Consider the following 20395-nt stretch of genomic DNA (forward strand, 5'->3'; position numbering starts at 1 on the left):
CCCGCGCGCCGCGCTTGCTACACTGCGCGCTCATTCCTCATACCGGACGCCAGCCAAAGTGAATAACTAAGCCTTCCCGAAATGTTTTCGCCGCCGTGCCACGCACGCCGCGCGCGAAGGTCTTCACGCATTTTCGGAGGTGCTTATGGCTGCTGCCACGCCGACCGGCGCGCTCGTCGCGCTTCATCACGTTTCCTTCCGCTTCGACGACGGCGTCACGCTGTTCGATTCGCTCGACCTGTCCATCGACCGCACGCCGACCGGCATCGTCGGCCGCAACGGCGTCGGCAAGAGCCTGCTCGCGCAATTGATCGCGGGCCGCCGCGCGCCGAGTGCGGGTGCCATCGAGCGGCATACGCAGGTCGTCTACGTCGCGCAGCAGCACGACCGCGACGACACGGCGGCCGCCCCGCGGACCGTCGCGCAGATCGCCGCGCTCGATGCGCCGCTCGGCGCGCTCGCGCTTCTCGCCGACGGCCGCGCGGCGCCGCACGACTTCGAGCTGATCGGCGATCGCTGGGACCTGCCCGAGCGGCTGCGCGCGGCGCTCGACGCGGCCGGCCTGCACGACGTCCGCGCCGACACGCCCGCGCATACGCTGAGCGGCGGCCAGCTCGCGCGCGTCGCGCTGATCGGTGCGCTGCTGTCGGACGCCGGCCTGCTCGTGCTCGACGAACCCACCAACCATCTCGACGCGCCGGGCCGCGCGTGGCTGTGCGCGGCGCTCGACGGCTGGCGCGGCGGAGTCGTCGTCGTGAGCCACGACCGCGCGCTGCTCGCCGGCGTGCAACGCATCGTCGAGCTGACGCCGCACGGTGCGCGCTCGTACGGCGGCAACTACGCGCTTTACCGCGCGCAACGCGACGCGCAACAGGACGCCGCGCAAGCGGCGCTCGACCACGCGCGCACCGAGCGCGGGCGCATGCGGCGCAGGCTCGAACAGGAACACGACACGATCCAGCGTCACGCGGCCGCGTCGCTGCGCGGCGCGAAGACGGTCAACCTGTCGTCGATGGCGAAACAGCGCCGCAAGGGTGCGGCGCGCAGCATCATGGGCCAGGTCCGGCGCCATCAGGACGATTTCAAGACAACGCTCGACGAACGTGTGCAGCACGCGGCCGAGCGCGTCGACGCCGCGGCGCCCGTGCTGGTATCGCTGCCGGGCACCGAGGTCAGCGCACGCCGCCAACTGTTCACGCTCGAACGCGCGCAACTGCCGTGGTGCGTCGCGGGCGACGCCGACGCGATCACGTGGTCGGCGAGCGGCGCGGTGCGCATCGCGCTGACGGGCCCGAACGGCTGCGGCAAGTCGACGTTGCTGAGGATGCTCGCGGGCGAACTGGCGCCGCGCTCGGGCACCTGCACGACGCACGTGAGCGCCGCGTATCTCGACCAGCGGCTCGCGCTGCTGGATCTGGAGCGCTCGATCGTCGAGCAGCTGGGCCTGCTCGATACCCCGCTCGCCGAAGGCGATCTGCGCAGCCGTCTCGCGCTGCTGCAACTCGACGCGACACGGGCGACGCAATCGGCGCGGCAACTGAGCGGCGGCGAACGGCTGAAGGCCGCGCTCGCGTGCGCGTTGTGGCGCGGCACGCCCGCGCAACTGCTGCTGCTCGACGAGCCGACCAATCACCTCGATCTCGAATCGGTGCGCGCGATCGAAGCGGCGCTGGCCGGCTTTCCCGGCGCGATCGTGGTCGCGTCGCACGACGCCGCGTTTCTCGCGGCGCTCGAGCCGACGCACACGATGCAGTGGCAGCGCGACGGGTGGCGCCACGAACCCGTCGCGTAACGAGAACGAAGCAGTCTCAGCCGGCGGTACGGAACCGCAGCACCCCGTCGGCGCCCTGCTCGCGCACGAGTTCGCCCGCGAGCCACAGCAGGTTCAGGTGCGCGAGCGCCTCGCCGAGCGCGAACGTCATCTGGTGGATGTCGAGCTCGCGGCGGCGGAACATGATCGGCACGATGTCGGCCGCGCTGCGCGGCTGCTCCGCGCACGCGACGCGCACTTCGGCCAGGCGCGCATCGTGATGTTCGCGCAGTTGCGCGATGCGCGTGCGCACGCCGCGAAACGGCTTGCCGTGCGACGGCAGCACGAGCGTGTCGGGCGCCATCGTCTCGTAGCGGCCGAGCGATTCGAGGTACAACGCGAGCGGGTTCGCTTCCGGTTCGAGGTCGAACACCGACACGTTCGTCGAGATGCGCGGCAGCACCATGTCGCCGGAAATCAGCACGCCGTCCGCTTCGCTGTGGAGCGCGCAATGTTCAGGCGAATGGCCGAAGCCGGTGACGACGCGCCACGTACGCGCGCCGATCGCGACCGCGTCGCCTTCGCGCAGGCGCCGGTAGCGCGGCGGCACGGCCGGCACGAGATCCGAGTAATAGCTGCGGCGGTTGCGCAGCTTGTCGAGCGCGGCCGGATCGGTCAGCCCGTGGCGCGCGAAGTGATCGGCGGCGGCCGCGCCGCCCGCGTTCGAGCCGTTGCCGGCCGCCATCAGGCAGCCGAACAGGTATTCGCCGAGCGTCATCCACAGCCGCACGTTCCAGCGGCCCTTGTCGCCGCCTTCGCACAGCCAGTTCGCGAGGCCGAAGTGATCGGGGTGGCAGTGCGTGACGAGTACGCGCAGCACGGGCAGGCCGTCGAGATGCGTGTCGAAGATCCGCTCCCAGTGCGTACGGATCGCGTCCGACGCGATCCCGCAATCGACGATCGTCCAGCCGGCCTGCCCGTCGATCTCGTCGCGCAGCAGCCAGAGATTGATGTGATCGAGCGAGAACGGCAGCGGCATGCGCAGCCAGCGCACGCCGGGCGCGACCTCGAACGTGTCGCCCGGGGCGGGCAGCGTATCGGCGAAGGGGTAGTCGAGTTGGTGTTCCAGGGCGTTCATCGGTGGGGCGTCTCGTCGTTATCGGTGCGAATGCGTGCCGGCGGCAGCGCGCGGCGGGCGGTGCGTCGATTCTATCGCCGTCGCGCGAAACAGGTGCCAGACGAGCATCGGCCCGCCAGAAAAAAGTTCGTGTCAGAATCGGTCCCGTACCCGCATCTTTACGCGAAGATGCATCGAACCGCGCCCAACGGCGATCAACACGCCGATTGACGGCCGTTCGCGCGCCACCGCGAAAGTCATTGAAACGCCGACTTGGGCGCTAAAATGGCGAGTGCTTACAGCCCCTTGAACGAGCCTGCACGCGATGAATCACTTCCCCAAACTGCTGTCGTCGCAGATCGGTTTCGACGTCGCGCAGACGATGCTCGAATACTTCGATCGCCATTACCGGATCTTCCGCGAAGCGGCGGTCGATGCGAAGACGCTGTTCGAGCGCGGCGACTGGCACGGGCTGCAGCGGCTCGCGCGCGAGCGGATCACGTCGTACGACGATCGCGTGAAGGAATGCGTCGAGGTGCTGGAAGACGAGTACGACGCGGAGAACATCGACGACGAAGTGTGGCAGCAGATCAAGCTGCACTACATCGGGCTGCTCACGTCGCACCGCCAGCCCGAGTGCGCGGAAACCTTCTTCAATTCGGTGTGCTGCAAGATCCTGCACCGCTCGTATTTCAACAACGATTTCATCTTCGTGCGCCCGGCGATCTCGACCGAGTACCTCGAGAACGACGAGCCGGCCGCGAAGCCGACCTACCGCGCGTACTACCCGGGCACCGACGGGCTCGCGGTCACGCTCGAGCGCATCGTCACGAACTTCCAGCTCGAGCCGGCGTTCGAGGATCTCGCGCGCGACATCGGCTGCGTGATGCAGGCGATCGACGACGAATTCGGCCACTTCGACGAAGCGCCGAATTTCCAGATCCACGTGCTGTCGTCGCTGTTCTTCCGCAACAAGAGCGCATACATCGTCGGCCGCATCATCAACGCCGACCGCGTGCTGCCGTTCGCCGTGCCGATCCGCCACGTGCGCCCGGGCCTGCTCGCGCTCGACACCGTGCTGCTGCGCCGCGACCTGCTGCAGATCATCTTCAGCTTCTCGCATTCGTACTTCCTCGTCGACATGGGCGTGCCGTCCGCGTACGTGGATTTCCTCTGCACGATCATGCCGGGCAAGCCGAAGGCCGAGATCTACACGTCGGTCGGGCTGCAGAAGCAGGGCAAGAACCTGTTCTACCGCGACCTGCTGCACCACCTGTCGCATTCGAGCGACCGCTTCATCGTCGCGCCCGGGATCAAGGGCCTCGTGATGCTCGTGTTCACGCTGCCGTCGTTCCCGTACGTGTTCAAGATCATCAAGGACCACTTCCCGCCGCCGAAGGACACGACGCGCGCGCAGATCATGGAGAAGTACCAGCTCGTGAAGCGCCACGACCGCCTCGGGCGGATGGCCGACACGCTCGAGTATTCGAGCGTCGCGCTGCCGCTCGCGCGGCTCGATCACGCGCTCGTGCGCGAACTCGAGAAGGAAGTGCCGTCGCTGCTCGAATACGAGGACGACAAGCTCGTGATCAAGCACCTGTACATCGAGCGCCGGATGACGCCGCTCAACCTGTACCTGCAGAACGGCACCGACGCGGACGTCGAGCATGGCGTGAAGGAATACGGCAACGCGGTGAAGGAGCTGATGAAGGCCAACATCTTTCCGGGCGACATGCTGTACAAGAACTTCGGCGTCACGCGCCACGGCCGCGTCGTGTTCTACGACTACGACGAGATCGAGTACCTGACCGACTGCAACGTGCGGCGCGTGCCGCCGCCGCGCAACGAGGAAGACGAGCTGTCCGGCGAACCGTGGTATACCGTCGGCCCGCACGACATCTTTCCGGAGACCTACGGACCGTTCCTGCTCGGCGACCCGCGCGTGCGCGACGTCTTCATGAAGCATCACGCGGACTTTTTCGATCCCGCGCTGTGGCAGGCGAGCAAGGACAAGCTGATGCAGGGCGAGTTGCCCGATTTTTATCCGTACGACGCAGCGCTGCGCTTTTGCGTGCGCTACCCCGCGCGCTTCGGCGCGACGGACCGGAACGACGGCGAAGGCGGCGCGCAGCGCGCCGCCTGACGCCGGCAACACCGCAATCATGATCGACCCGATTTCCGCCAACGGAATCCACACCGATGACTACCCAAGACAATCCGCTTTCACATCTGTTCGACAACAACGATGCCTGGGTCAAGCGCCAGCTCGCCGACGATCCCGATTTCTTCGCACGGCTCGCCGACCAGCAGGCGCCGGAATATCTGTGGATCGGCTGCTCTGATTCGCGCGTGCCGGCCAACCAGATCATCGGCCTGCCGCCGGGCGAGGTGTTCGTCCACCGCAACATCGCGAACGTCGTCGTGCACAGTGACCTGAACTGCCTGTCGGTAATCCAGTTCGCGGTCGACATCCTGCGCGTGAAGCACATCATGGTCGTCGGCCACTACGGCTGCTCGGGCGTGAACGCGGCGCTGCACAACCGCCGCGTCGGCCTCGCGGACAACTGGCTGCATCACGTGCAGGACGTGCGCGAGCGCCATGCGGCGCTGCTCGACGAATGGCCGGTCGGCGAAGCGCGCTACCGCCGCCTGATCGAGCTGAATTCGATCGAACAGGTCGTCAACGTGTGCCGCACGACGATCGTCAACGACGCATGGGCGCGCGGCCAGTCGCTGACCGTGCACGGGCTCGTGTACGGCGTGCACGACGGCCGGATGCGCAACCTCGGGATGGCCGTGTCGAACTTCGACGCGCTCGACGAGACCTACCGGCGCTGCGTGGCGGCGCTGACCGTACGCGGCCAGCATGCGCCCGACAACGACATGGTCGCGGCGGACGCCGCGCAGATCGACGGCGTCGCGCAGGCGGTCGCCGCCACGCTCAAGCCGTGCGACGACGCGCAGTAACGTGCAATGACGCGCCAGCCGCCCGACGGCGGCTGCCGCGCGGGCGCAGCGCGCATCGAACGGATCTGACACCGGCACTGCCACGGCGGCGCCAACCCAAGGAGCGACGGGCATGAAAACCGTATTGATCGTCGGTGCATCGCGCGGCCTCGGCCGCGAATTCGTCCGGCAATACCGGCGCGACGGCTGGAACGTGATCGCCACCGCGCGCGACGCGGCGTCGCTCGACGCGTTGCGCGCGCTCGGCGCGCAGCCGCATGCGCTCGACATCGCGCAGCCCGAGCAGATCGCGGCGCTCGGCTGGAAGCTCGACGGCGAGCGGCTCGATGCGGCCGTGCTGGTGTCGGGCGTGTACGGGCCGCGCACCGAAGGCGTCGAGACGATCACCGCCGAGGATTTCGACGCGGTGATGCATACGAACGTGCGCGGGCCGATGCAGTTGCTGCCGATCCTGCTGCCGCTCGTCGAGGACGCGCGCGGCGTGCTGGCCGTCGTGTCGAGCCGGATGGGCAGCATCGCCGAGGCGACCGGCACGACGGGCTGGCTGTACCGCGCGAGCAAGGCCGCGCTGAACGACGCGCTGCGCATCGCGTCGCTGCAGACGCGCCATGCCGCGTGCATTTCGCTGCATCCCGGCTGGGTGCGCACCGACATGGGCGGCGCGCAAGCCGCGATCGATCCGGAAACGAGCGTGACCGGCATGCGTCGCGTCATCGCCGAATCCGCTTCGGACGTGTCCCAGGCGAACGGCCGGTTCTTCCAGTACGACGGCATCGAGCTCAGTTGGTGAGCGGCGCCGGCAACCGGGCGTTGTTAATTCACATTCCGCATGATTTTGAACCGACCTGACGCGTGCCCGTGCGGCGGCGCGTCCCCCGCGCGCACCGGCACAGCGCCGGCGCCGCGCTATGCGGCCTGCTGCGGCCGCTTCATCGACGGCGGCGAAGCCGCCCCGACCGCGCTCGAATTGATGCGTTCGCGGTACAGCGCGTACGTGCTGGGCGCGACCGCTTACCTGCGCGCGACGTGGGCCGCGCGCACCTGCCCGCCCGATCTCGACGTCGACCCTGAAGCGCCGGACGCGCCGCGTTGGCTGGGCCTCGCGGTCAAACGCCACACGCCGCTCGACGACCGGCATGCGGAGGTCGAATTCGTGGCCCGCTACAAGGTCGGCGGACGCGCGTACCGGCTCCACGAGACGAGCCGCTTCGAGCGCGACGAGCACGGATCCTGGCGCTATGTCGACGGCGAAGTAAGTGAACGCTGACAAATAGTTGCCATGTCAGACGCCGGGTAATTCCCGCATTGCACAACCCGATTTTGTCGGGCTACGATGGCCTCGAATTGGTCATGTTGCATGGCAGGGCTTACGGATGGCGTTCAGCAAGGTATTGGTGGGATGGATGGCGGCCTGTGCGCTGTCGGCCGCTCAGGCCGGTACGCTGCCGAGCGCCAATACGGGTGCCGGCGCCAGCGGATCGCTCGCCCATGCTGGGCACTTCGACTACGCCGACGCGAACCTGCCGCAGGTCGCCGCCGACCTCAACGAGCAGGTGCTGCGCATTCCGGCCGACGCGTCGGGCGCCGTCACGCTCGAGGCGACGCTTTTCAAGCCGAACGGCCCCGGCCCGTTCCCGCTCGTCGTCTTCAACCACGGTAAAAATACCGGCGATCTCCATCTGCAGCCGCGCAGCCGGCCGCTCGCGTTCGCGCGCGAATTCGTGCGCCGCGGCTATGCGGTGATCGCGCCGAATCGCCAGGGCTTCGCCGGTTCGGACGGCACGTACCGGCAGGAAGGCTGCAACGTCGGCAAGAACGGCCTCGCGCAGGCCGCCGACGTCGATGCGACGGTGCGCTACATGTCGCGCCAGCCGTACGTCGATGCGTCGCGCATCGTCGTCGCCGGCACGTCGCACGGCGGCCTCGTGTCGATCGCATACGGCACCGAAGCCGCAGCGGGCGTACGCGGCATCATCAACTTCTCCGGCGGGCTGCGCCAGGACCTGTGCGACGGCTGGCAGCGCAACCTCGTCGACGCGTTCGACCAGTACGGCGCGCATACCGCCGTGCGGTCGCTGTGGCTGTACGGCGACAACGATTCGGTGTGGACGCCCGCGCTCGTTGCGCAAATGCACGACGCATACGTGTCGCACGGCACGCAGGCGCAGTTCATCGATTTCGGCCGCTACAAGGACGACGCGCACCGGCTGATCGTCGATCGCGACGGCGTGCCCGTGTGGTGGCCGGCCGTGCACGCGTTCCTCGCCGAACTGAATCTGCCGACCGCGGTGCGCTATGCGGTCGCGGACCCGCGCGAACCGAAGGCCACCGGCTATGCGTCGATCGATGCGGTCAACGCGGTGCCCTACGTCGACGAAGCGGGCCGCGAAGGCTATCGCCGCTTCCTGAACCAGCATCCGAGCCGCGCGTTCGCGGTGTCGTCGGAAGGCGCGTGGTCATGGGCCGAAGGCGGCGACGACCCCATGGCGCTCGCGCTCGACAACTGCGCGAAGCAAGGTGCGGGCGCGTGCCGGCTGTATGCGGTCAACGACCGCGTCGTGTGGAGCGACAACACAACGCAGACGGCCGACAACGGCGACGATCACCCCCGCGACGTCGATACGCGCGCATTGGCTTCGCGCTGACGCGCGGCCGTCTTTCCCCTCGCTTCGCGCCCCCCGGGCCATTCACGATTAGCGCGGCGCTCCGCCGCCTGCTCGTCAAATCGAGCGCAAACCGCGTAACGCTCGTTTTGACGAGCAATCGGCTTGAATTCGCGCCGGCATGATCTATGATGATCGTTATTTCGATCACAATCGACTTAATGATCGATTTTACGAGCATGAAGGTCAATCAAACTGCAGCCGCCAGCCCAGCCGCCCTCGCGGAAGCTGCGCGCGTTGGAGAAGCACTCGCCCGTCTGCGCATCTCGCGGCGCGTTCAGCAGAACGAGGCGGCCACCCGCGCCGGGCTCTCGCGCAATACCGCCTATCGCATCGAAAAAGGCGACCCTGGCGTCGCGCTGGGGCAGTGGCTTCGGTATCTCGAGGCGATTGCGCCGGGAACCACCCTGCTGGAACTGCTCTCCGGAACAGACCCGTCGCTCAAGACACAGGCTGCCCGAGAACGTAGTCGACGCGTACGATCGCTCACGGACAACGAACTCAAGGATCTTGATTTCTGATGGTCGCCGTCGTCAAAAGACTCGCCGTGTTCGCCTATCTCGACGATGACTGGGCACCCGCCGGCCTGCTTCAAATGACCGAAGACGGCGCAGATCTGCAGGCATCGAGCTTCGCCTACGGCTTGCGCTATATCGACCGGCCCAACGCCATCGAAATCGACCCGGTGAGCCTGAGTCTCGCGAGAAAGAACGAGATACGCGGCAAGATGAACTTCCCGACGGGCGGGTTGACGCAATTCGCGGTATTCGCGACGCCGCGCCCGATGCATGGGGGCGACGCGTCATCGAAGCCAAACTCAAAGTCAGGGCCAACACGCTGCCCGAATCCACCTATCTTCTCCACGCAGGCAGTCAGCGGATCGGTGCGCTCGATATCCGGGAGAATCTGGACACCCCTCCGGGCCCGCAAGCCGGCAACGGCCTGCACAGCCTCGAGTATCTGATCGATTCGGCCGCACGCATCGAGGAAGGCGAGCCCGTGCCAGCCGAACTCGAAGCCATCTTCGTACAGGGTAGTGGTCTCGGCGGCGCCCGGCCAAAGGCTGCGGTGCGGGACGAAAACGGCGTGCTTTGGCTGGCCAAATTCCCGAGTCGTAGCGACCGGTTGAACGTGGCGGTCATCGAAGAGGCCACGCTTCGTCTTGCGGCCCGGTGCGGCATTCGGGTCCCACCCACCCGCATCGTCGACGTTGGCGGCCGACAAGTCATGTTGATCCGCCGATTCGATCGGTACTGGACTCACCCCGAGTTCGAAGCCCTTCGAGGGGACGACGCGCTATATCCGCCCCCCGTGCCGGGGCAACCGAGCGAAGAGTGCCCTTCGCGAGCGCATTAACGCTGGTCGGTTGTTCCGAGATGGAATCGATCGAGAAAAGTTATCAGGATGTGGCTCACGCGATCCGGCAGCATGGGCACGTGGACGCCATTCGAGCCGACAACAGGGAACTGTTCAAGCGGATGGTCTTCAACATCCTCGTGAGCAACGACGACGACCATTTGCGCAATCACGGATTCATTCGCGACCCGCGTCTTCCAGGCTGGCGCCTTAGCCCGTTATACGATGTTCTGCCCCGTCCGAGCAGTGCACACGAGCGCTATCTGCACCTCGGCATCGGGCCGCAGGGCCGGCTCGCCACACTGGACAACGCGTTCAGTGCCCGGGATGCATTCGGCCTTTCGAAGGCAGACGCCGGACTCGCGATTGCGGAAGTCTGGCAACCGACACGCGAATGGAAGACGTGGTTCGAAGAGCATGGCGTGCCTGACAAGGAAGTCGACAAGATTGCGCCGGCGTTCCGTCACATCGACCACGTAGCCGACGCAGCACTTCGCAAGGCATTGCCCTGAACCTGCCCGCTCGATTTCGTTCAGTCGTCCAGCCTCGCCCCCACTGATCGGGACAATCCGCGAAGCACGACCGCCCCTCGCCGCCGCACACACCGCGCCACCATCGTTCCCCCTATTTCACCGCCGGGCCGCGCCCGTCCCACGATTTTTTTCGTCGGGGGGCGTCACTCGAACGTCGTCATCTGCGCGCATTTCGCCCGATCCGCCGCGTTCCGTCCCGAGCACCGGCGAACTGCGCCGAACTCCCGCCCCATAAGGCTTTGCGGCGTTTGTAACCGCTAGTGCAACGTCCGGCGGAACACGCTAATCTCTGCGCGTTTCGTGTTCCGCCGCGCGGCATCCCGTCGATGCCGCGCGGCCGTTTTACCCCCGGAGTCGCCTTGAGTACGCCAGCCACCGACGACTGGGTCGCGCGCAGCCTGCGCGCGGTCTGGCATCCCTGCACCCAGATGAAGCATCACGAGCGCCTGCCGCTCGTCCCCGTCGCGCGCGGCGCGGGCGTGTGGCTGTACGACCGCGACGGCCGCCGCTACTTCGACGCGATCAGCTCGTGGTGGGTCAACCTGTTCGGCCATGCGAACCCGGACATCAACGCGGCGCTGAAGGACCAGCTCGACACGCTCGAGCACGCGATGCTCGCCGGCTGCACGCACGAACCGGCGATCGAACTCGCCGAACGGCTGCATGCGCTCACCGCGCGCACGCTCGGCCATGCGTTCTTCGCGTCGGACGGCGCGTCGGCCGTCGAGATCGCGCTGAAGATGAGCTTCCACGCGTGGCGCAACCGCGGCCGCGCGAACAAGCAGGAATTCGTCTGCGTCGCGAACAGCTATCACGGCGAGACGATCGGCGCGCTCGGCGTGACCGACGTCGCGCTGTTCAAGGATGCGTACGACCCGCTGATCCGCCACGCGCACGTCGTCGCGTCGCCCGATGCGCGCGGCGCGCTGCCGGGCGAGACGGCCGCCGACGTCGCGGGCCGCGCGCTCGCGGACGTGCGGCGCCTGTTCGTCGAACGCGGCGACCGGATCGCCGCGCTGATCGTCGAGCCGCTCGTGCAGTGCGCGGCCGGCATGGCGATGCACGATCCGTCGTATGTGCGCGGGCTGCGCGCGCTGTGCGACGAATTCGGCGTGCACCTGATCGCCGACGAGATCGCGGTCGGCTGCGGCCGCACGGGCACCTTCTTCGCATGCGAGCAGGCCGGCGTCTGGCCCGATTTCATGTGCCTGTCGAAAGGGATCAGCGGCGGCTACCTGCCGCTGTCGCTCGTGCTCACGCGCGACGACGTGTTCGCGGCGTTCTACGACGACGACACGACGCGCGGCTTCCTGCACTCGCATTCGTACACGGGCAACCCGCTCGCGTGCCGCGCGGCCGTTGCAACGCTCGATCTGTTCGCGCGCGACGACGTGCTCGCGAGCAACGCCCGCAAATCGGCGACGCTGCGCGCGGCGCTCGCGCCGCTCGGCGCGCATCCGCACGTGCGCCACCTGCGCGAGCGCGGCACGCTGTTCGCATTCGACGTCGCGCTCGACGGCGACGCGGCGCGCGGTTTCTCGCGGCGCTTCTTCGAACAGGCGCTCGCGCGCGAACTGCTGCTGCGCCCGATCGGCACGACCGTGTACCTGATGCCGCCGTACGTGATGAGCGACGACGACATCGCGTGGCTCGCGCAACACACGCGCGACACGCTCGACGCCACGCTGGAGGACCTCCGCCGATGAGCCTGCTCGACACCCTGCAGCGCGGCCTCGTCGACCTCGACGCCCAAGGGCTGCGCCGCGTGCGCCGCATCGCCGACACCGCGTGCGACGCGCGCATGACCGTGGACGGCCGCGAGATCGTCGGCTTCGCGAGCAACGACTACCTCGGCCTCGCCGCGCATCCGGCGCTCGTCGCCGCGTTCGCGCAAGGCGCGCAGCGCTACGGCTCCGGCAGCGGCGGCTCGCATCTGCTCGGCGGGCATTCGCGTGCGCATGCCCGGCTCGAGGACGAACTCGCCGGTTTCGCGGGCGGTTTCTCCGATGCGCCGCGCGCGCTGTACTTCAGCACCGGCTACATGGCGAACCTCGCCGCGATGACGGCGCTCGCCGGCAAGGGCGCGACGATCTTTTCCGACGCCCTGAACCACGCATCGCTGATCGACGGCATGCGGCTGTCGCGCGCGAACGTGCAAGTCTATCCGCACGCCGATACGGCCGCGCTCGCCGCGCTGCTCGACGCGTCGGATGCCGAAACGAAGCTGATCGTCAGCGATACCGTGTTCAGCATGGACGGCGACGTCGCACCGCTCGCCGAACTCGTCGCGCTGGCCGAACGCCATCGCGCGTGGCTCGTCGTCGACGACGCGCACGGCTTCGGCGTGCTCGGCCCGCAGGGTCGCGGCGCGCTCGCGGCCGCCGCGCTGCGTTCGCCGCATCTCGTGTACGTCGGCACGCTCGGCAAGGCGGCCGGTGTCGCCGGCGCGTTCGTGATCGCGCATGAAACCGTGATCGAATGGCTGATCCAGCGCGCGCGCAGCTACATCTTCACGACGGCCGCGCCGCCGGCCGTCGCGCATGCGGTCTCGGCGAGCCTGAAGCTGATCGCGGGCGACGAAGGCGACGCGCGCCGCGCGCACCTCGCCGCGCTGATCGAACGCACGCGCGCGCTGCTGCGTAACACGCGCTGGCAGCCGGTCGATTCGCATACGGCCGTGCAGCCGCTCGTGATCGGCAGCAACGACGCGACGCTCGCGGCGATGCGCGCGCTCGACGCGCACGGCCTGTGGGTGCCCGCGATCCGGCCGCCGACGGTGCCGGCCGGCACGTCGCGGCTGCGCGTGTCGCTGTCGGCCGCGCATTCGTTCGACGATCTCGCGCGGCTCGAAGCCGCGTTGATCGAAGCCAGCGAGGCAGCCGCATGACCGCCGCCCCGCTTTCCGTCTTCGTCACCGGCACCGACACCGAAATCGGCAAGACCTTCGTGTCGGCCGCGATGCTGCACGGCTTCGCGCGGCACGGGCTGCGCGCGGCCGCGCTGAAGCCGGTCGCGGCCGGCGCGTACGAACGCGACGGCGTGTGGCGCAACGAGGATGCCGATCAGCTCGACGCCGCCGCGAACGTCGCGCTGCCGCCCGAGTTGCGCACGCCGTTCCTGCTGAGAGCGCCGGCCGCGCCGCACATCGTCGCCGCGCAGGAAGGCGTAACGCTCGACCTCGACACGATCGTCGCGTGCCATCGCGACGCGCTGACGCGCGCGGACGTCGTCGTCGTCGAAGGCGTCGGCGGCTTTCGCGTGCCGCTGAACGACACGCAGGACACCGCCGATCTCGCGGTCGCGCTCGGCCTGCCCGTCGTGCTCGTCGTCGGCGTCCGGCTCGGCTGCATCAGCCATGCGCTGCTGACGGCCGACGCGATTCGCGCACGCGGCCTCACGCTCGCGGGCTGGGTCGCGAACCACGTCGACCCGGCCATGTCGTTCGCCGACGAGAACGTCGCGACGATCCGCGACTGGCTCGCGCGCGAGCACCGCGCGCCGCTCGTCGGCCGCATCGCGCACATGACGCCGGCCGCCCCCGAATCCGCCGCGGCGATGCTCGACATCGCCGCGCTCGTCGAGTCGCTGCGCGCCGCGCGGCATTGACCCGACCGATCCCCCCATCCCGCCCAGGACAGGAAAACGAAATGACCCAAGCCCAGACCGCCGCCGTGCAACCCGACGCGATTCCCGTTGCCGCACCGGCCCCGCAACGCTGGCGCGTCGCCGACGTCGTCGCGCTGTTCGAGTTGCCGTTCAACGACCTGATGTTCCGCGCGCAGCAGGTGCATCGCGAGCACTTCGACGCGAACGCGGTGCAGTTGTCGACGCTGCTGTCGATCAAGACGGGCGGCTGCGAGGAAGATTGCGGCTACTGCTCGCAATCGTCGCATCACGACACGGGCCTGAAGGCCGAGAAGCTGATGGACGTCGACGCGGTGCTCGACGCCGCGCGCGCGGCGAAGGCGAACGGCGCGAGCCGCTTCTGCATGGGCGCCGCGTGGCGCAACCCGAAGGAGCGTCACATGCCGGCGCTGACCGAGATGGTGCGCGGCGTGAAGGAACTCGGCCTCGAAACTTGCATGACGCTCGGCATGCTCGAGGACGAACAGGCGCAGCAGCTCGCCGACGCGGGCCTCGACTACTACAACCACAATCTCGACACGTCGCCGGAGTTCTACGGACAGGTGATCTCGACGCGCACGTACCAGGATCGTCTGGACACGCTCGACCGCGTGCGCGACGCGGGCATCAACGTGTGCTGCGGCGGCATCATCGGGATGGGCGAATCGCGCCGCGAGCGCGCGGGCCTGATCTCGCAGCTCGCGAATCTGAATCCGTATCCGGAATCGGTGCCGATCAACAACCTCGTCGCGATCGAAGGCACGCCGCTCGAAGGCACCGCGCCGCTCGATCCGTTCGAGTTCGTGCGCACGATCGCGGTCGCGCGCATCACGATGCCGAAGGCGGTCGTGCGCCTGTCGGCCGGGCGCGAGCAGCTCGACGACGCGATGCAGGCGATGTGCTTCCTCGCCGGTGCGAACTCGATGTTCTACGGCGACCAGCTGCTGACGACGAGCAACCCGCAGACGCAGCGCGACCGCGCGCTGTTCGAGCGCCTCGGGATTCGCGCGAGCCAGGCCGATGCGCTGGCGGAAAACGCGTAAGCACACAGCCGAGTTCACGCGTCGCAAAAAAACCGGGATACGTCCCGGTTTTTTTTCATGCGCGCGCGGCGTGCACCCAGTCCGCGCCGCCCGGCACCTGCGTCTGCCTGAACGTGTGCCGAAAAGCCCGGTTCGTGCGAAATACGCGACGGTGCGCGAGCGGCGGCGTCACACGTGCGACGTCGCGCCGTCGAGCGCCGCGCGCACGCGTTCGACGCGCTGCGCGTCGATGGGCGCCAGCACTTCGCCGCGCGGTCGCACGCCCGAGCCGAAATGCACCGCGCGCACGCCGGTGGCGCGCACGAAATCGCCGACCGCCTCGATCGTGAGCCCCGAGCCGGCCAGCACCGTGCAGGTCGTGCCCGCCGCCTGCCGCACGAGCCGCGTGATCGTCGCGACCGCATCGAGCACCGACGGATGACCGCCCGACGTCAGCACCGACGTGACGGCCGGCACGCGCAGCAGCGCGTCGAATGCGGCGTTCAGATCGCGCGCGACGTCGAACGCGCGGTGGAACGTGAGCGCGCGCCCGTCCGCGGCGGCCGCGATGCGGGCCAGCGCGCCGAGATCGACGTCGCCGCGCGCATCGAGCGCGCCGAACACGACGCCGTTCGCGCCGGCGGCGACGGCCGCCCGTACGTCGCGCTCGATCGCGCGCAGGTCGTCGGCGTCATAGACGAACGAGCGGCTGTGCGGACGCACGATCACGTTGACCGGAATCGGCACGGCGGCCACGACGGCCTCTATCAGCCCGACGCTCGGCGTCAGCCCGCCTTCGGTGATCGCGGTCACGAGCTCGAGGCGGTCGGCGCCCGCGCGGGCGGCGACCTTCGCATCGCCGACGGTCGTGGCGATCACTTCGAGAAGAACGGAAGAAGCGGCGTGTCGGTTCATGGGCGGCCCGCGAATCGTCTGGACAATTCGCGCATCCTAGCCGAGCCGCGCGACGGACGCCAGCGTGCCGGCGGCCGCATACGTCGGCCGCATACGTCGGCCGCATACGTCGGCCGCGTGCGTCGGTCGCGTATGTCGGCCGCGTATGTCGGTTACGTACGTCGGCCGCGTATTTCAGCCGCGCCGCACGAGCCAGATGCCGACGAGCGCGGACAACGCCGTCACCGCGGTGCCCGGCATGAACCGGAACATGTGCGCGTCGAAGTACGCGCCCTGCTGCTGCATCACGTCGACGATCGCCGGTGTGAGCAGGAGCATCGTCCAGCCCACCATCCCGAGCGCGGTGGTCGCGGCCGCGACGAGCAGCACGATGCCCGCGCCGCGCGCACGCGGCCGGAATACACCGGCAAACGCGCCCGCGAAGAGCAGCACGGCCGACACCGCGAACAGCACGGCGACGAATACGGCCGTCGCGCCCGTCTGCCCGACTTTCAGGAACGCGGCCATTTGCGCGGCAAGCACGCAGAAGCCGGCGATCGAGAACAGCACGATCGCCAGCGCGTTGCGCACGACGCTCACGCAACGGCCTGCCGGAAATACGCGGTCGCCGGGCGCCGAAACAGCAGGTAGACGAACAGCGCGAACAGCAGGACGCCCGGGATCAGCACCGCGAGCATCGACGCCGGCATGTTGATCAGCGAGAACGCGATGCCGAATACGAACGTCACGATATAGGCCTTGCGCGACCATTCGCGCCCCTTGAGGATCGCGATGCCGATCACGACGTTCGCGACCTCGATGATCATGCTGATGCCGAACGTCGCCCAGACGGGCAGCAGGTAGTGCGACATCAGCGCCTGGGTCGTCGGCATGCCGATCGAGAACGGCGTGTAGACGCAGGTGATCGCGTTGGTCACGATGATGATCCACGCGAGGATGGTCAGCGAAATCGGTCTTTTCATGGTGTTTTCCTTTTTATATTCGCCGCCATGGTGGCCCCCGGGACGGCGCGCGCACGGTCACGACGGCCGCGCTCGCGCCATTGTCGGGGAACCGCACGGCGAACGCAACGGACGTCCCCGCGCCGTCGCTCGCCGCATCCGGACCGCGTGCCGCTAGGCGGCCTGCTCGTCGTCGTCGCTCCAGTCGATGTCGCCGCACAGCACGCGTTGCGCATCGCCGACGCGCACGGCCACCGACAGCGTCACGCACGGCTGCGCCTCGTTGATCGACAGGTACGGCCGCGTGACCTGCACGCGCCCCGGTTCGGCGATCGCCGAGCGGAAATACGGCCGGCGCAGCCAGTTCGCGCCCTGCGCGTCCGCCAGCGGCGAAAAGCGCGCCTCGGCCAGCGCGCGATCGGCGCGCAGTACGACGTTGCGGCCCGACTGCCGGCCCTGCGCGTCGAGCAGGAAGCAGCGCGCAGCCGCGTCGAGCGCGAGGAAGTTCCAGCACACCTCGTCGAGCGGCTCGCCGGCCTCGAGACGCTCGGCCGCCCGTTCGAACGCGCGCAGGTACGGCGCGAGCCGCTGCGTGTCGCGCCGCTCGCGCGCTTCGGTCTGCTGACGAAAGCGCTCGGTCAGCTCGCCGATGCAGCCGGTCGCGGTCGCGCTGTCGGGCAGCCCCGGCGCCGGCCGGCCGAAGTAGTAGCCTTGCACGAAATCGGCCTCGCACGACAGCGCGATCTGCGCTTCGTGCTCGGTCTCGATCCCTTCGACGAGCACCAGCTTGCCGGCCTCGTGCAACAGCGTCACGAGCCCGTGCAGGATCGCGGTGAGCCCCGTGCGATGTGCCGCGTGCGACAACATGATCCGGTCGAGCTTCACGATGTCCGGGTTCAGCTGCCAGATCCGCTCGAGGTTCGAATGGCCCGCGCCGAAATCGTCGAGCGCGATCAGGAAACCGTGCGTGCGGAACTCGCGCACGGCCTCCGCGAGCCGCTCGACGTCCTCCGCGCGCTGTTCGAGCACTTCGAGCACGATGCGCCGCGGCGGCATGCCGAGCCGCTTCAGGTTCGCGAGCAGCGCGGCCGCCTGGAACGAATCCGTGAGCACGCCCGGATGGACGTTGAGAAACAGCCACTCGCGCTCCGCGCCGAGCAACGCGAAGTTCTCCAGATGCAGCGCCTGCGCGAGCCGGTCGAGCTGCAGCAGCTCGCCGCGGCGAGCGGCTTCGCCGAACACGTCGAGCGGCGACACGGCGCGGTCGAGCGCATCGTGCGCGCGCAGCAGCGCCTCGTAGCCGACCGCACGCTGGTGCGACAGGCTGAATATCGGCTGGAATACGGTCGTGAGCGTCAGGTCGCGGTGCTGCGTCGCGAGCCGTTCTAAGCCGGAGCTCATCTCCCGCTCGAACCGGTACGGCGACGCGGCGGCCGGACGCTCCTGTTGCACGATCGTCATGCCCTTCTCCTGGTGATGCAGTCGAACGCGACGTCCGGCGAAACGGACGACGAACGGGACGGCGCGCGCAATGTCATGGTTGGACCCTCGGTTGCCTGGCTCGGGCCGGGCGGCTTGCTCACCTTCAAGCAAGCTCCGTGCAAGGTGCGCGGAACCCATGCGCCGCACGGCCGCGCCGGGCCGCCGCACCATCGTGGCGCAGCGCCGGCGCACCATTTCCGTGCGCACGCACCGGCCGCTCGAGCGCATCCGTCACGTCGGCACGCTACACTCCGTACGACCGTTTCATTCTGCCTCTCCGCCGTATCGATGGAAATCGTCTTCACAGTCCTGATCCTGCTGCTGACCGTCGCGCTGTCCGGCGCCGTCACGCGCCTCCTGCCGTTGCAACTGCCGCTGCCGCTGATGCAGATCGCGTTCGGCGCGATGCTCGCGTGGCCGAAGCTGAACCTGCACGTCACGTTCGACCCCGAAATCTTCATGCTGTTGTTCATTCCGCCGCTGCTGTTCGCGGACGGCTGGCGAATTCCCAAACGCGAGCTTTACCTGCAGCGCCGCGCGATCCTGATGCTCGCGTTCGGGCTCGTGTTCATGACGGTACTCGCAGTCGGCTACTTCGCGCATTGGCTGATTCCCGAGTTGCCGCTGCCGATCGCGTTCGCGCTCGCGGCGGTGCTGTCGCCGACCGATGCGGTCGCGCTGTCCGGCATCGCAGGCAAGGGGCGCATTCCGCCGCAACTGATGCACATCCTCGAAGGCGAGGCGCTGATGAACGACGCGTCGGGCCTCGTCGCGCTGAAGTTCGCGATCGCGGCCGCGCTGACCGGCGTGTTCTCGCTGCGCGCCGCATCGGTCACGTTCGTGATCGTCGCGGCCGGCGGGCTCGCGACGGGCGCGCTCGTCGCGTGGCTGTTCAGCGCGCTGTCGACGCGCTTCCTGAATGCCGAGCAGGAGGGCGATCCGGCCCCCGGCATCGTGATGACGCTGCTGGTGCCGTTCGCGGCCTACCTGTTCGCCGAGCACCTCGACCTGTCGGGCGTGCTCGCGGCCGTGTCGGCCGGGATGATGATGAACTACACGAGCTTCTCGCGTAAAAGCACCGTCGCGTCGCGCGTGCGCGCCGAAAGCACGTGGGCGATGATCGAGTTCGTGTTCAACGGCATGGTGTTCATCATGCTCGGGCTGCAGTTGCCGCACATCATCGGCCGCGCGCTCGTCGACGCGCACCATACGAGCGACGCGCTGGTCGGCCGCATGATCTTCAACGTGTGCGCGATGATTCTCGCGCTGTATGCGATCCGCTTCCTGTGGGTGTGGCTGCTGCGCTGGTTCGCGAGCCGCCGAGCCGCGCGCCACGGCCTCGCCGGCACGATGGCCGGCGTGCGCACGATCGCGGTGATGACGGTCGGCGGCGTGCGCGGCGCGGTCACGCTCGCCGGCGTGCTGTCGATCCCGGTCGCGCTGTCCGACGGCGCACCGCTGCCGGGCCGCGACACCGCGGTCTTCATCGCATCGGCCGTGATCCTGGGCTCGCTGATCGTCGCGGTGGTCGGCCTGCCGCTGCTGCTGCGCGGCGTGCGCTCGACGCGCAACCCGCTCGGCGACGAGGAGCGCCTCGCACGCTCGGCCGCCGCGCAGGCCGCGATCCGCGCGGTCGATTCGTCGCACGACGCGATCTCGGCCGATCTCGACGAATCGGGCGCGGCACGCTGCGCGGACATCTCCGCACGCGTGATGGACCAGTACCGCCGCCGGCTGGCCGCGCTGGCCGAAGACGGCCCCACGCCGCGCGCGCAAGCGCAGCAGGCCGAAACGATGGAGCTGCAGATGCGGATCGCGGCCGTGCGCGCGGAACGCTCGGCGCTGTATCGGCTGCGCAGCGACAGCAAGATTTCCGACGAGACGCTGACGAAGCTGCTTCGCGAGATCGACCTGTCCGAAACCGCGCTGTCGACGCGCAAGAAAGGCATTCTCTGAGCGACCGGCCGCGGCTTGCGCGCCGCCGCCCGCGGGCATGAAAAAACGGCGACGCATCGGCGTCGCCGT

The 20395-nt window shown here is 68.5% G+C and carries 20 protein-coding genes; 15 read left to right on the top strand and 5 right to left on the bottom strand.

The features are described 5' to 3' along the window. Nucleotides 1-145 precede the first annotated feature (145 nt). Nucleotides 146-1792 carry an ATP-binding cassette domain-containing protein gene (locus WS54_RS28260; RefSeq protein WP_059785325.1) on the top strand — a complete coding sequence of 549 codons (1647 nt, stop codon included), beginning with the start codon at nucleotides 146-148 and terminating at the stop codon, nucleotides 1790-1792. Between the two features lie 16 nt (nucleotides 1793-1808). Here the strand turns inward: WS54_RS28260 and WS54_RS28265 are convergent, their stop codons facing one another. Continuing rightward, nucleotides 1809-2888 carry an MBL fold metallo-hydrolase gene (locus WS54_RS28265; protein ID WP_059785328.1) on the bottom strand — a complete coding sequence of 360 codons (1080 nt, stop codon included), beginning with the start codon at nucleotides 2886-2888 and terminating at the stop codon, nucleotides 1809-1811. A gap of 304 nt (nucleotides 2889-3192) precedes the next feature. On the opposite strand from WS54_RS28265, the gene aceK reads away from it, so the two are divergent. The 13 genes from aceK to bioB all read left to right on the top strand — a co-directional run bounded on the left by aceK (nucleotide 3193) and on the right by bioB (nucleotide 15053). Further along, nucleotides 3193-5010 carry a bifunctional isocitrate dehydrogenase kinase/phosphatase gene (aceK, locus tag WS54_RS28275; RefSeq protein ID WP_059785330.1) on the top strand — a complete coding sequence of 606 codons (1818 nt, stop codon included), beginning with the start codon at nucleotides 3193-3195 and terminating at the stop codon, nucleotides 5008-5010. A gap of 56 nt (nucleotides 5011-5066) precedes the next feature. After that, entirely contained in the window at nucleotides 5067-5834 is a 768-nt protein-coding gene (gene can, locus WS54_RS28280; RefSeq protein WP_034208518.1) for a carbonate dehydratase, read from the top strand. Nucleotides 5835-5946: 112 nt separating this feature from the next. Further along, nucleotides 5947-6624 carry an SDR family oxidoreductase gene (locus tag WS54_RS28285; RefSeq protein ID WP_034208519.1) on the top strand — a complete coding sequence of 226 codons (678 nt, stop codon included), beginning with the start codon at nucleotides 5947-5949 and terminating at the stop codon, nucleotides 6622-6624. A 39-nt stretch (nucleotides 6625-6663) separates the two neighbouring features. Then, entirely contained in the window at nucleotides 6664-7101 is a 438-nt protein-coding gene (locus WS54_RS28290) for a YchJ family protein (RefSeq protein ID WP_059785333.1), read from the top strand. 106 nt (nucleotides 7102-7207) lie between these two features. Beyond that, on the top strand, nucleotides 7208-8479 hold the full coding sequence (locus tag WS54_RS28295; RefSeq protein ID WP_059785336.1) for a dienelactone hydrolase family protein: 1272 nt from the start codon (nucleotides 7208-7210) through the stop codon (nucleotides 8477-8479). A gap of 146 nt (nucleotides 8480-8625) precedes the next feature. Then, nucleotides 8626-9018, top strand: coding sequence for a helix-turn-helix domain-containing protein (locus tag WS54_RS28300; protein ID WP_230624935.1), 393 nt, complete (start codon nucleotides 8626-8628; stop codon nucleotides 9016-9018). Further along, nucleotides 9018-9461 (top strand): hypothetical protein, encoded by a 444-nt coding sequence (locus tag WS54_RS33790; protein WP_159086708.1) that lies wholly within the window; start codon nucleotides 9018-9020, stop codon nucleotides 9459-9461. Before WS54_RS28300 ends, WS54_RS33790 begins: the two co-directional genes overlap by 1 nt. Before the next feature lie 122 nt (nucleotides 9462-9583). Next, a complete protein-coding gene (locus WS54_RS34540; protein ID WP_442861323.1) occupies nucleotides 9584-9853 on the top strand; it encodes a HipA domain-containing protein in 270 nt (89 codons plus the stop codon). 20 nt (nucleotides 9854-9873) lie between these two features. Then, a complete protein-coding gene (locus WS54_RS34350; protein ID WP_108041989.1) occupies nucleotides 9874-10365 on the top strand; it encodes a HipA domain-containing protein in 492 nt (163 codons plus the stop codon). A gap of 380 nt (nucleotides 10366-10745) precedes the next feature. Continuing rightward, a complete protein-coding gene (gene bioA / locus WS54_RS28315; RefSeq protein ID WP_179949020.1) occupies nucleotides 10746-12092 on the top strand; it encodes an adenosylmethionine--8-amino-7-oxononanoate transaminase in 1347 nt (448 codons plus the stop codon). Then, nucleotides 12089-13273, top strand: coding sequence for an 8-amino-7-oxononanoate synthase (gene bioF / locus WS54_RS28320; RefSeq protein WP_059785339.1), 1185 nt, complete (start codon nucleotides 12089-12091; stop codon nucleotides 13271-13273). The genes bioA and bioF overlap by 4 nt, the downstream gene beginning before the upstream one ends. After that, nucleotides 13270-13992 carry a dethiobiotin synthase gene (gene bioD / locus WS54_RS28325; RefSeq protein WP_059785340.1) on the top strand — a complete coding sequence of 241 codons (723 nt, stop codon included), beginning with the start codon at nucleotides 13270-13272 and terminating at the stop codon, nucleotides 13990-13992. Before bioF ends, bioD begins: the two co-directional genes overlap by 4 nt. A gap of 41 nt (nucleotides 13993-14033) precedes the next feature. Then, nucleotides 14034-15053, top strand: a complete 1020-nt coding sequence (gene bioB / locus WS54_RS28330) for a biotin synthase BioB (RefSeq protein ID WP_034208525.1) — start codon at nucleotides 14034-14036, stop codon at nucleotides 15051-15053. A gap of 168 nt (nucleotides 15054-15221) precedes the next feature. Here the strand turns inward: bioB and WS54_RS28335 are convergent, their stop codons facing one another. From WS54_RS28335 to WS54_RS28350, 4 genes are all read right to left on the bottom strand, one after another. Next, nucleotides 15222-15947, bottom strand: a complete 726-nt coding sequence (locus WS54_RS28335) for a copper homeostasis protein CutC (RefSeq protein ID WP_059785343.1) — start codon at nucleotides 15945-15947, stop codon at nucleotides 15222-15224. A 174-nt stretch (nucleotides 15948-16121) separates the two neighbouring features. Beyond that, nucleotides 16122-16526 (bottom strand): hypothetical protein, encoded by a 405-nt coding sequence (locus tag WS54_RS28340; RefSeq protein ID WP_034208528.1) that lies wholly within the window; start codon nucleotides 16524-16526, stop codon nucleotides 16122-16124. Further along, on the bottom strand, nucleotides 16523-16909 hold the full coding sequence (locus tag WS54_RS28345) for a hypothetical protein (protein ID WP_059785345.1): 387 nt from the start codon (nucleotides 16907-16909) through the stop codon (nucleotides 16523-16525). Before WS54_RS28345 ends, WS54_RS28340 begins: the two co-directional genes overlap by 4 nt. A 153-nt stretch (nucleotides 16910-17062) precedes the next feature. Next, on the bottom strand, nucleotides 17063-18349 hold the full coding sequence (locus WS54_RS28350) for a sensor domain-containing phosphodiesterase (RefSeq protein ID WP_059785349.1): 1287 nt from the start codon (nucleotides 18347-18349) through the stop codon (nucleotides 17063-17065). A gap of 309 nt (nucleotides 18350-18658) precedes the next feature. On the opposite strand from WS54_RS28350, the gene WS54_RS28355 reads away from it, so the two are divergent. Further along, nucleotides 18659-20326, top strand: coding sequence for a Na+/H+ antiporter (locus WS54_RS28355; protein ID WP_059785352.1), 1668 nt, complete (start codon nucleotides 18659-18661; stop codon nucleotides 20324-20326). Nucleotides 20327-20395 lie beyond the last annotated feature (69 nt).

Origin of the sequence: Burkholderia sp. NRF60-BP8 (genome assembly GCF_001522585.2) — a bacterium.
Lineage (GTDB): Bacteria > Pseudomonadota > Gammaproteobacteria > Burkholderiales > Burkholderiaceae > Burkholderia.

What these genes read in the sequence shown, in the direction of transcription:
- WS54_RS28260 (WP_059785325.1), top strand. Translation starts at nt 146, where the DNA reads ATGGCTGCTGCCACGCCGACCGGCGCGCTCGTCGCGCTTCATCACGTT.
- WS54_RS28265 (WP_059785328.1), bottom strand. Translation starts at nt 2,888, where the DNA reads ATGAACGCCCTGGAACACCAACTCGACTACCCCTTCGCCGATACGCTG.
- aceK (WP_059785330.1), top strand. Translation starts at nt 3,193, where the DNA reads ATGAATCACTTCCCCAAACTGCTGTCGTCGCAGATCGGTTTCGACGTC.
- can (WP_034208518.1), top strand. Translation starts at nt 5,067, where the DNA reads ATGACTACCCAAGACAATCCGCTTTCACATCTGTTCGACAACAACGAT.
- WS54_RS28285 (WP_034208519.1), top strand. Translation starts at nt 5,947, where the DNA reads ATGAAAACCGTATTGATCGTCGGTGCATCGCGCGGCCTCGGCCGCGAA.
- WS54_RS28290 (WP_059785333.1), top strand. Translation starts at nt 6,664, where the DNA reads ATGATTTTGAACCGACCTGACGCGTGCCCGTGCGGCGGCGCGTCCCCC.
- WS54_RS28295 (WP_059785336.1), top strand. Translation starts at nt 7,208, where the DNA reads ATGGCGTTCAGCAAGGTATTGGTGGGATGGATGGCGGCCTGTGCGCTG.
- WS54_RS28300 (WP_230624935.1), top strand. Translation starts at nt 8,626, where the DNA reads ATGATGATCGTTATTTCGATCACAATCGACTTAATGATCGATTTTACG.
- WS54_RS33790 (WP_159086708.1), top strand. Translation starts at nt 9,018, where the DNA reads ATGGTCGCCGTCGTCAAAAGACTCGCCGTGTTCGCCTATCTCGACGAT.
- WS54_RS34350 (WP_108041989.1), top strand. Translation starts at nt 9,874, where the DNA reads ATGGAATCGATCGAGAAAAGTTATCAGGATGTGGCTCACGCGATCCGG.
- bioF (WP_059785339.1), top strand. Translation starts at nt 12,089, where the DNA reads ATGAGCCTGCTCGACACCCTGCAGCGCGGCCTCGTCGACCTCGACGCC.
- bioD (WP_059785340.1), top strand. Translation starts at nt 13,270, where the DNA reads ATGACCGCCGCCCCGCTTTCCGTCTTCGTCACCGGCACCGACACCGAA.
- bioB (WP_034208525.1), top strand. Translation starts at nt 14,034, where the DNA reads ATGACCCAAGCCCAGACCGCCGCCGTGCAACCCGACGCGATTCCCGTT.
- WS54_RS28335 (WP_059785343.1), bottom strand. Translation starts at nt 15,947, where the DNA reads ATGAACCGACACGCCGCTTCTTCCGTTCTTCTCGAAGTGATCGCCACG.
- WS54_RS28345 (WP_059785345.1), bottom strand. Translation starts at nt 16,909, where the DNA reads ATGAAAAGACCGATTTCGCTGACCATCCTCGCGTGGATCATCATCGTG.
- WS54_RS28350 (WP_059785349.1), bottom strand. Translation starts at nt 18,349, where the DNA reads ATGACGATCGTGCAACAGGAGCGTCCGGCCGCCGCGTCGCCGTACCGG.
- WS54_RS28355 (WP_059785352.1), top strand. Translation starts at nt 18,659, where the DNA reads ATGGAAATCGTCTTCACAGTCCTGATCCTGCTGCTGACCGTCGCGCTG.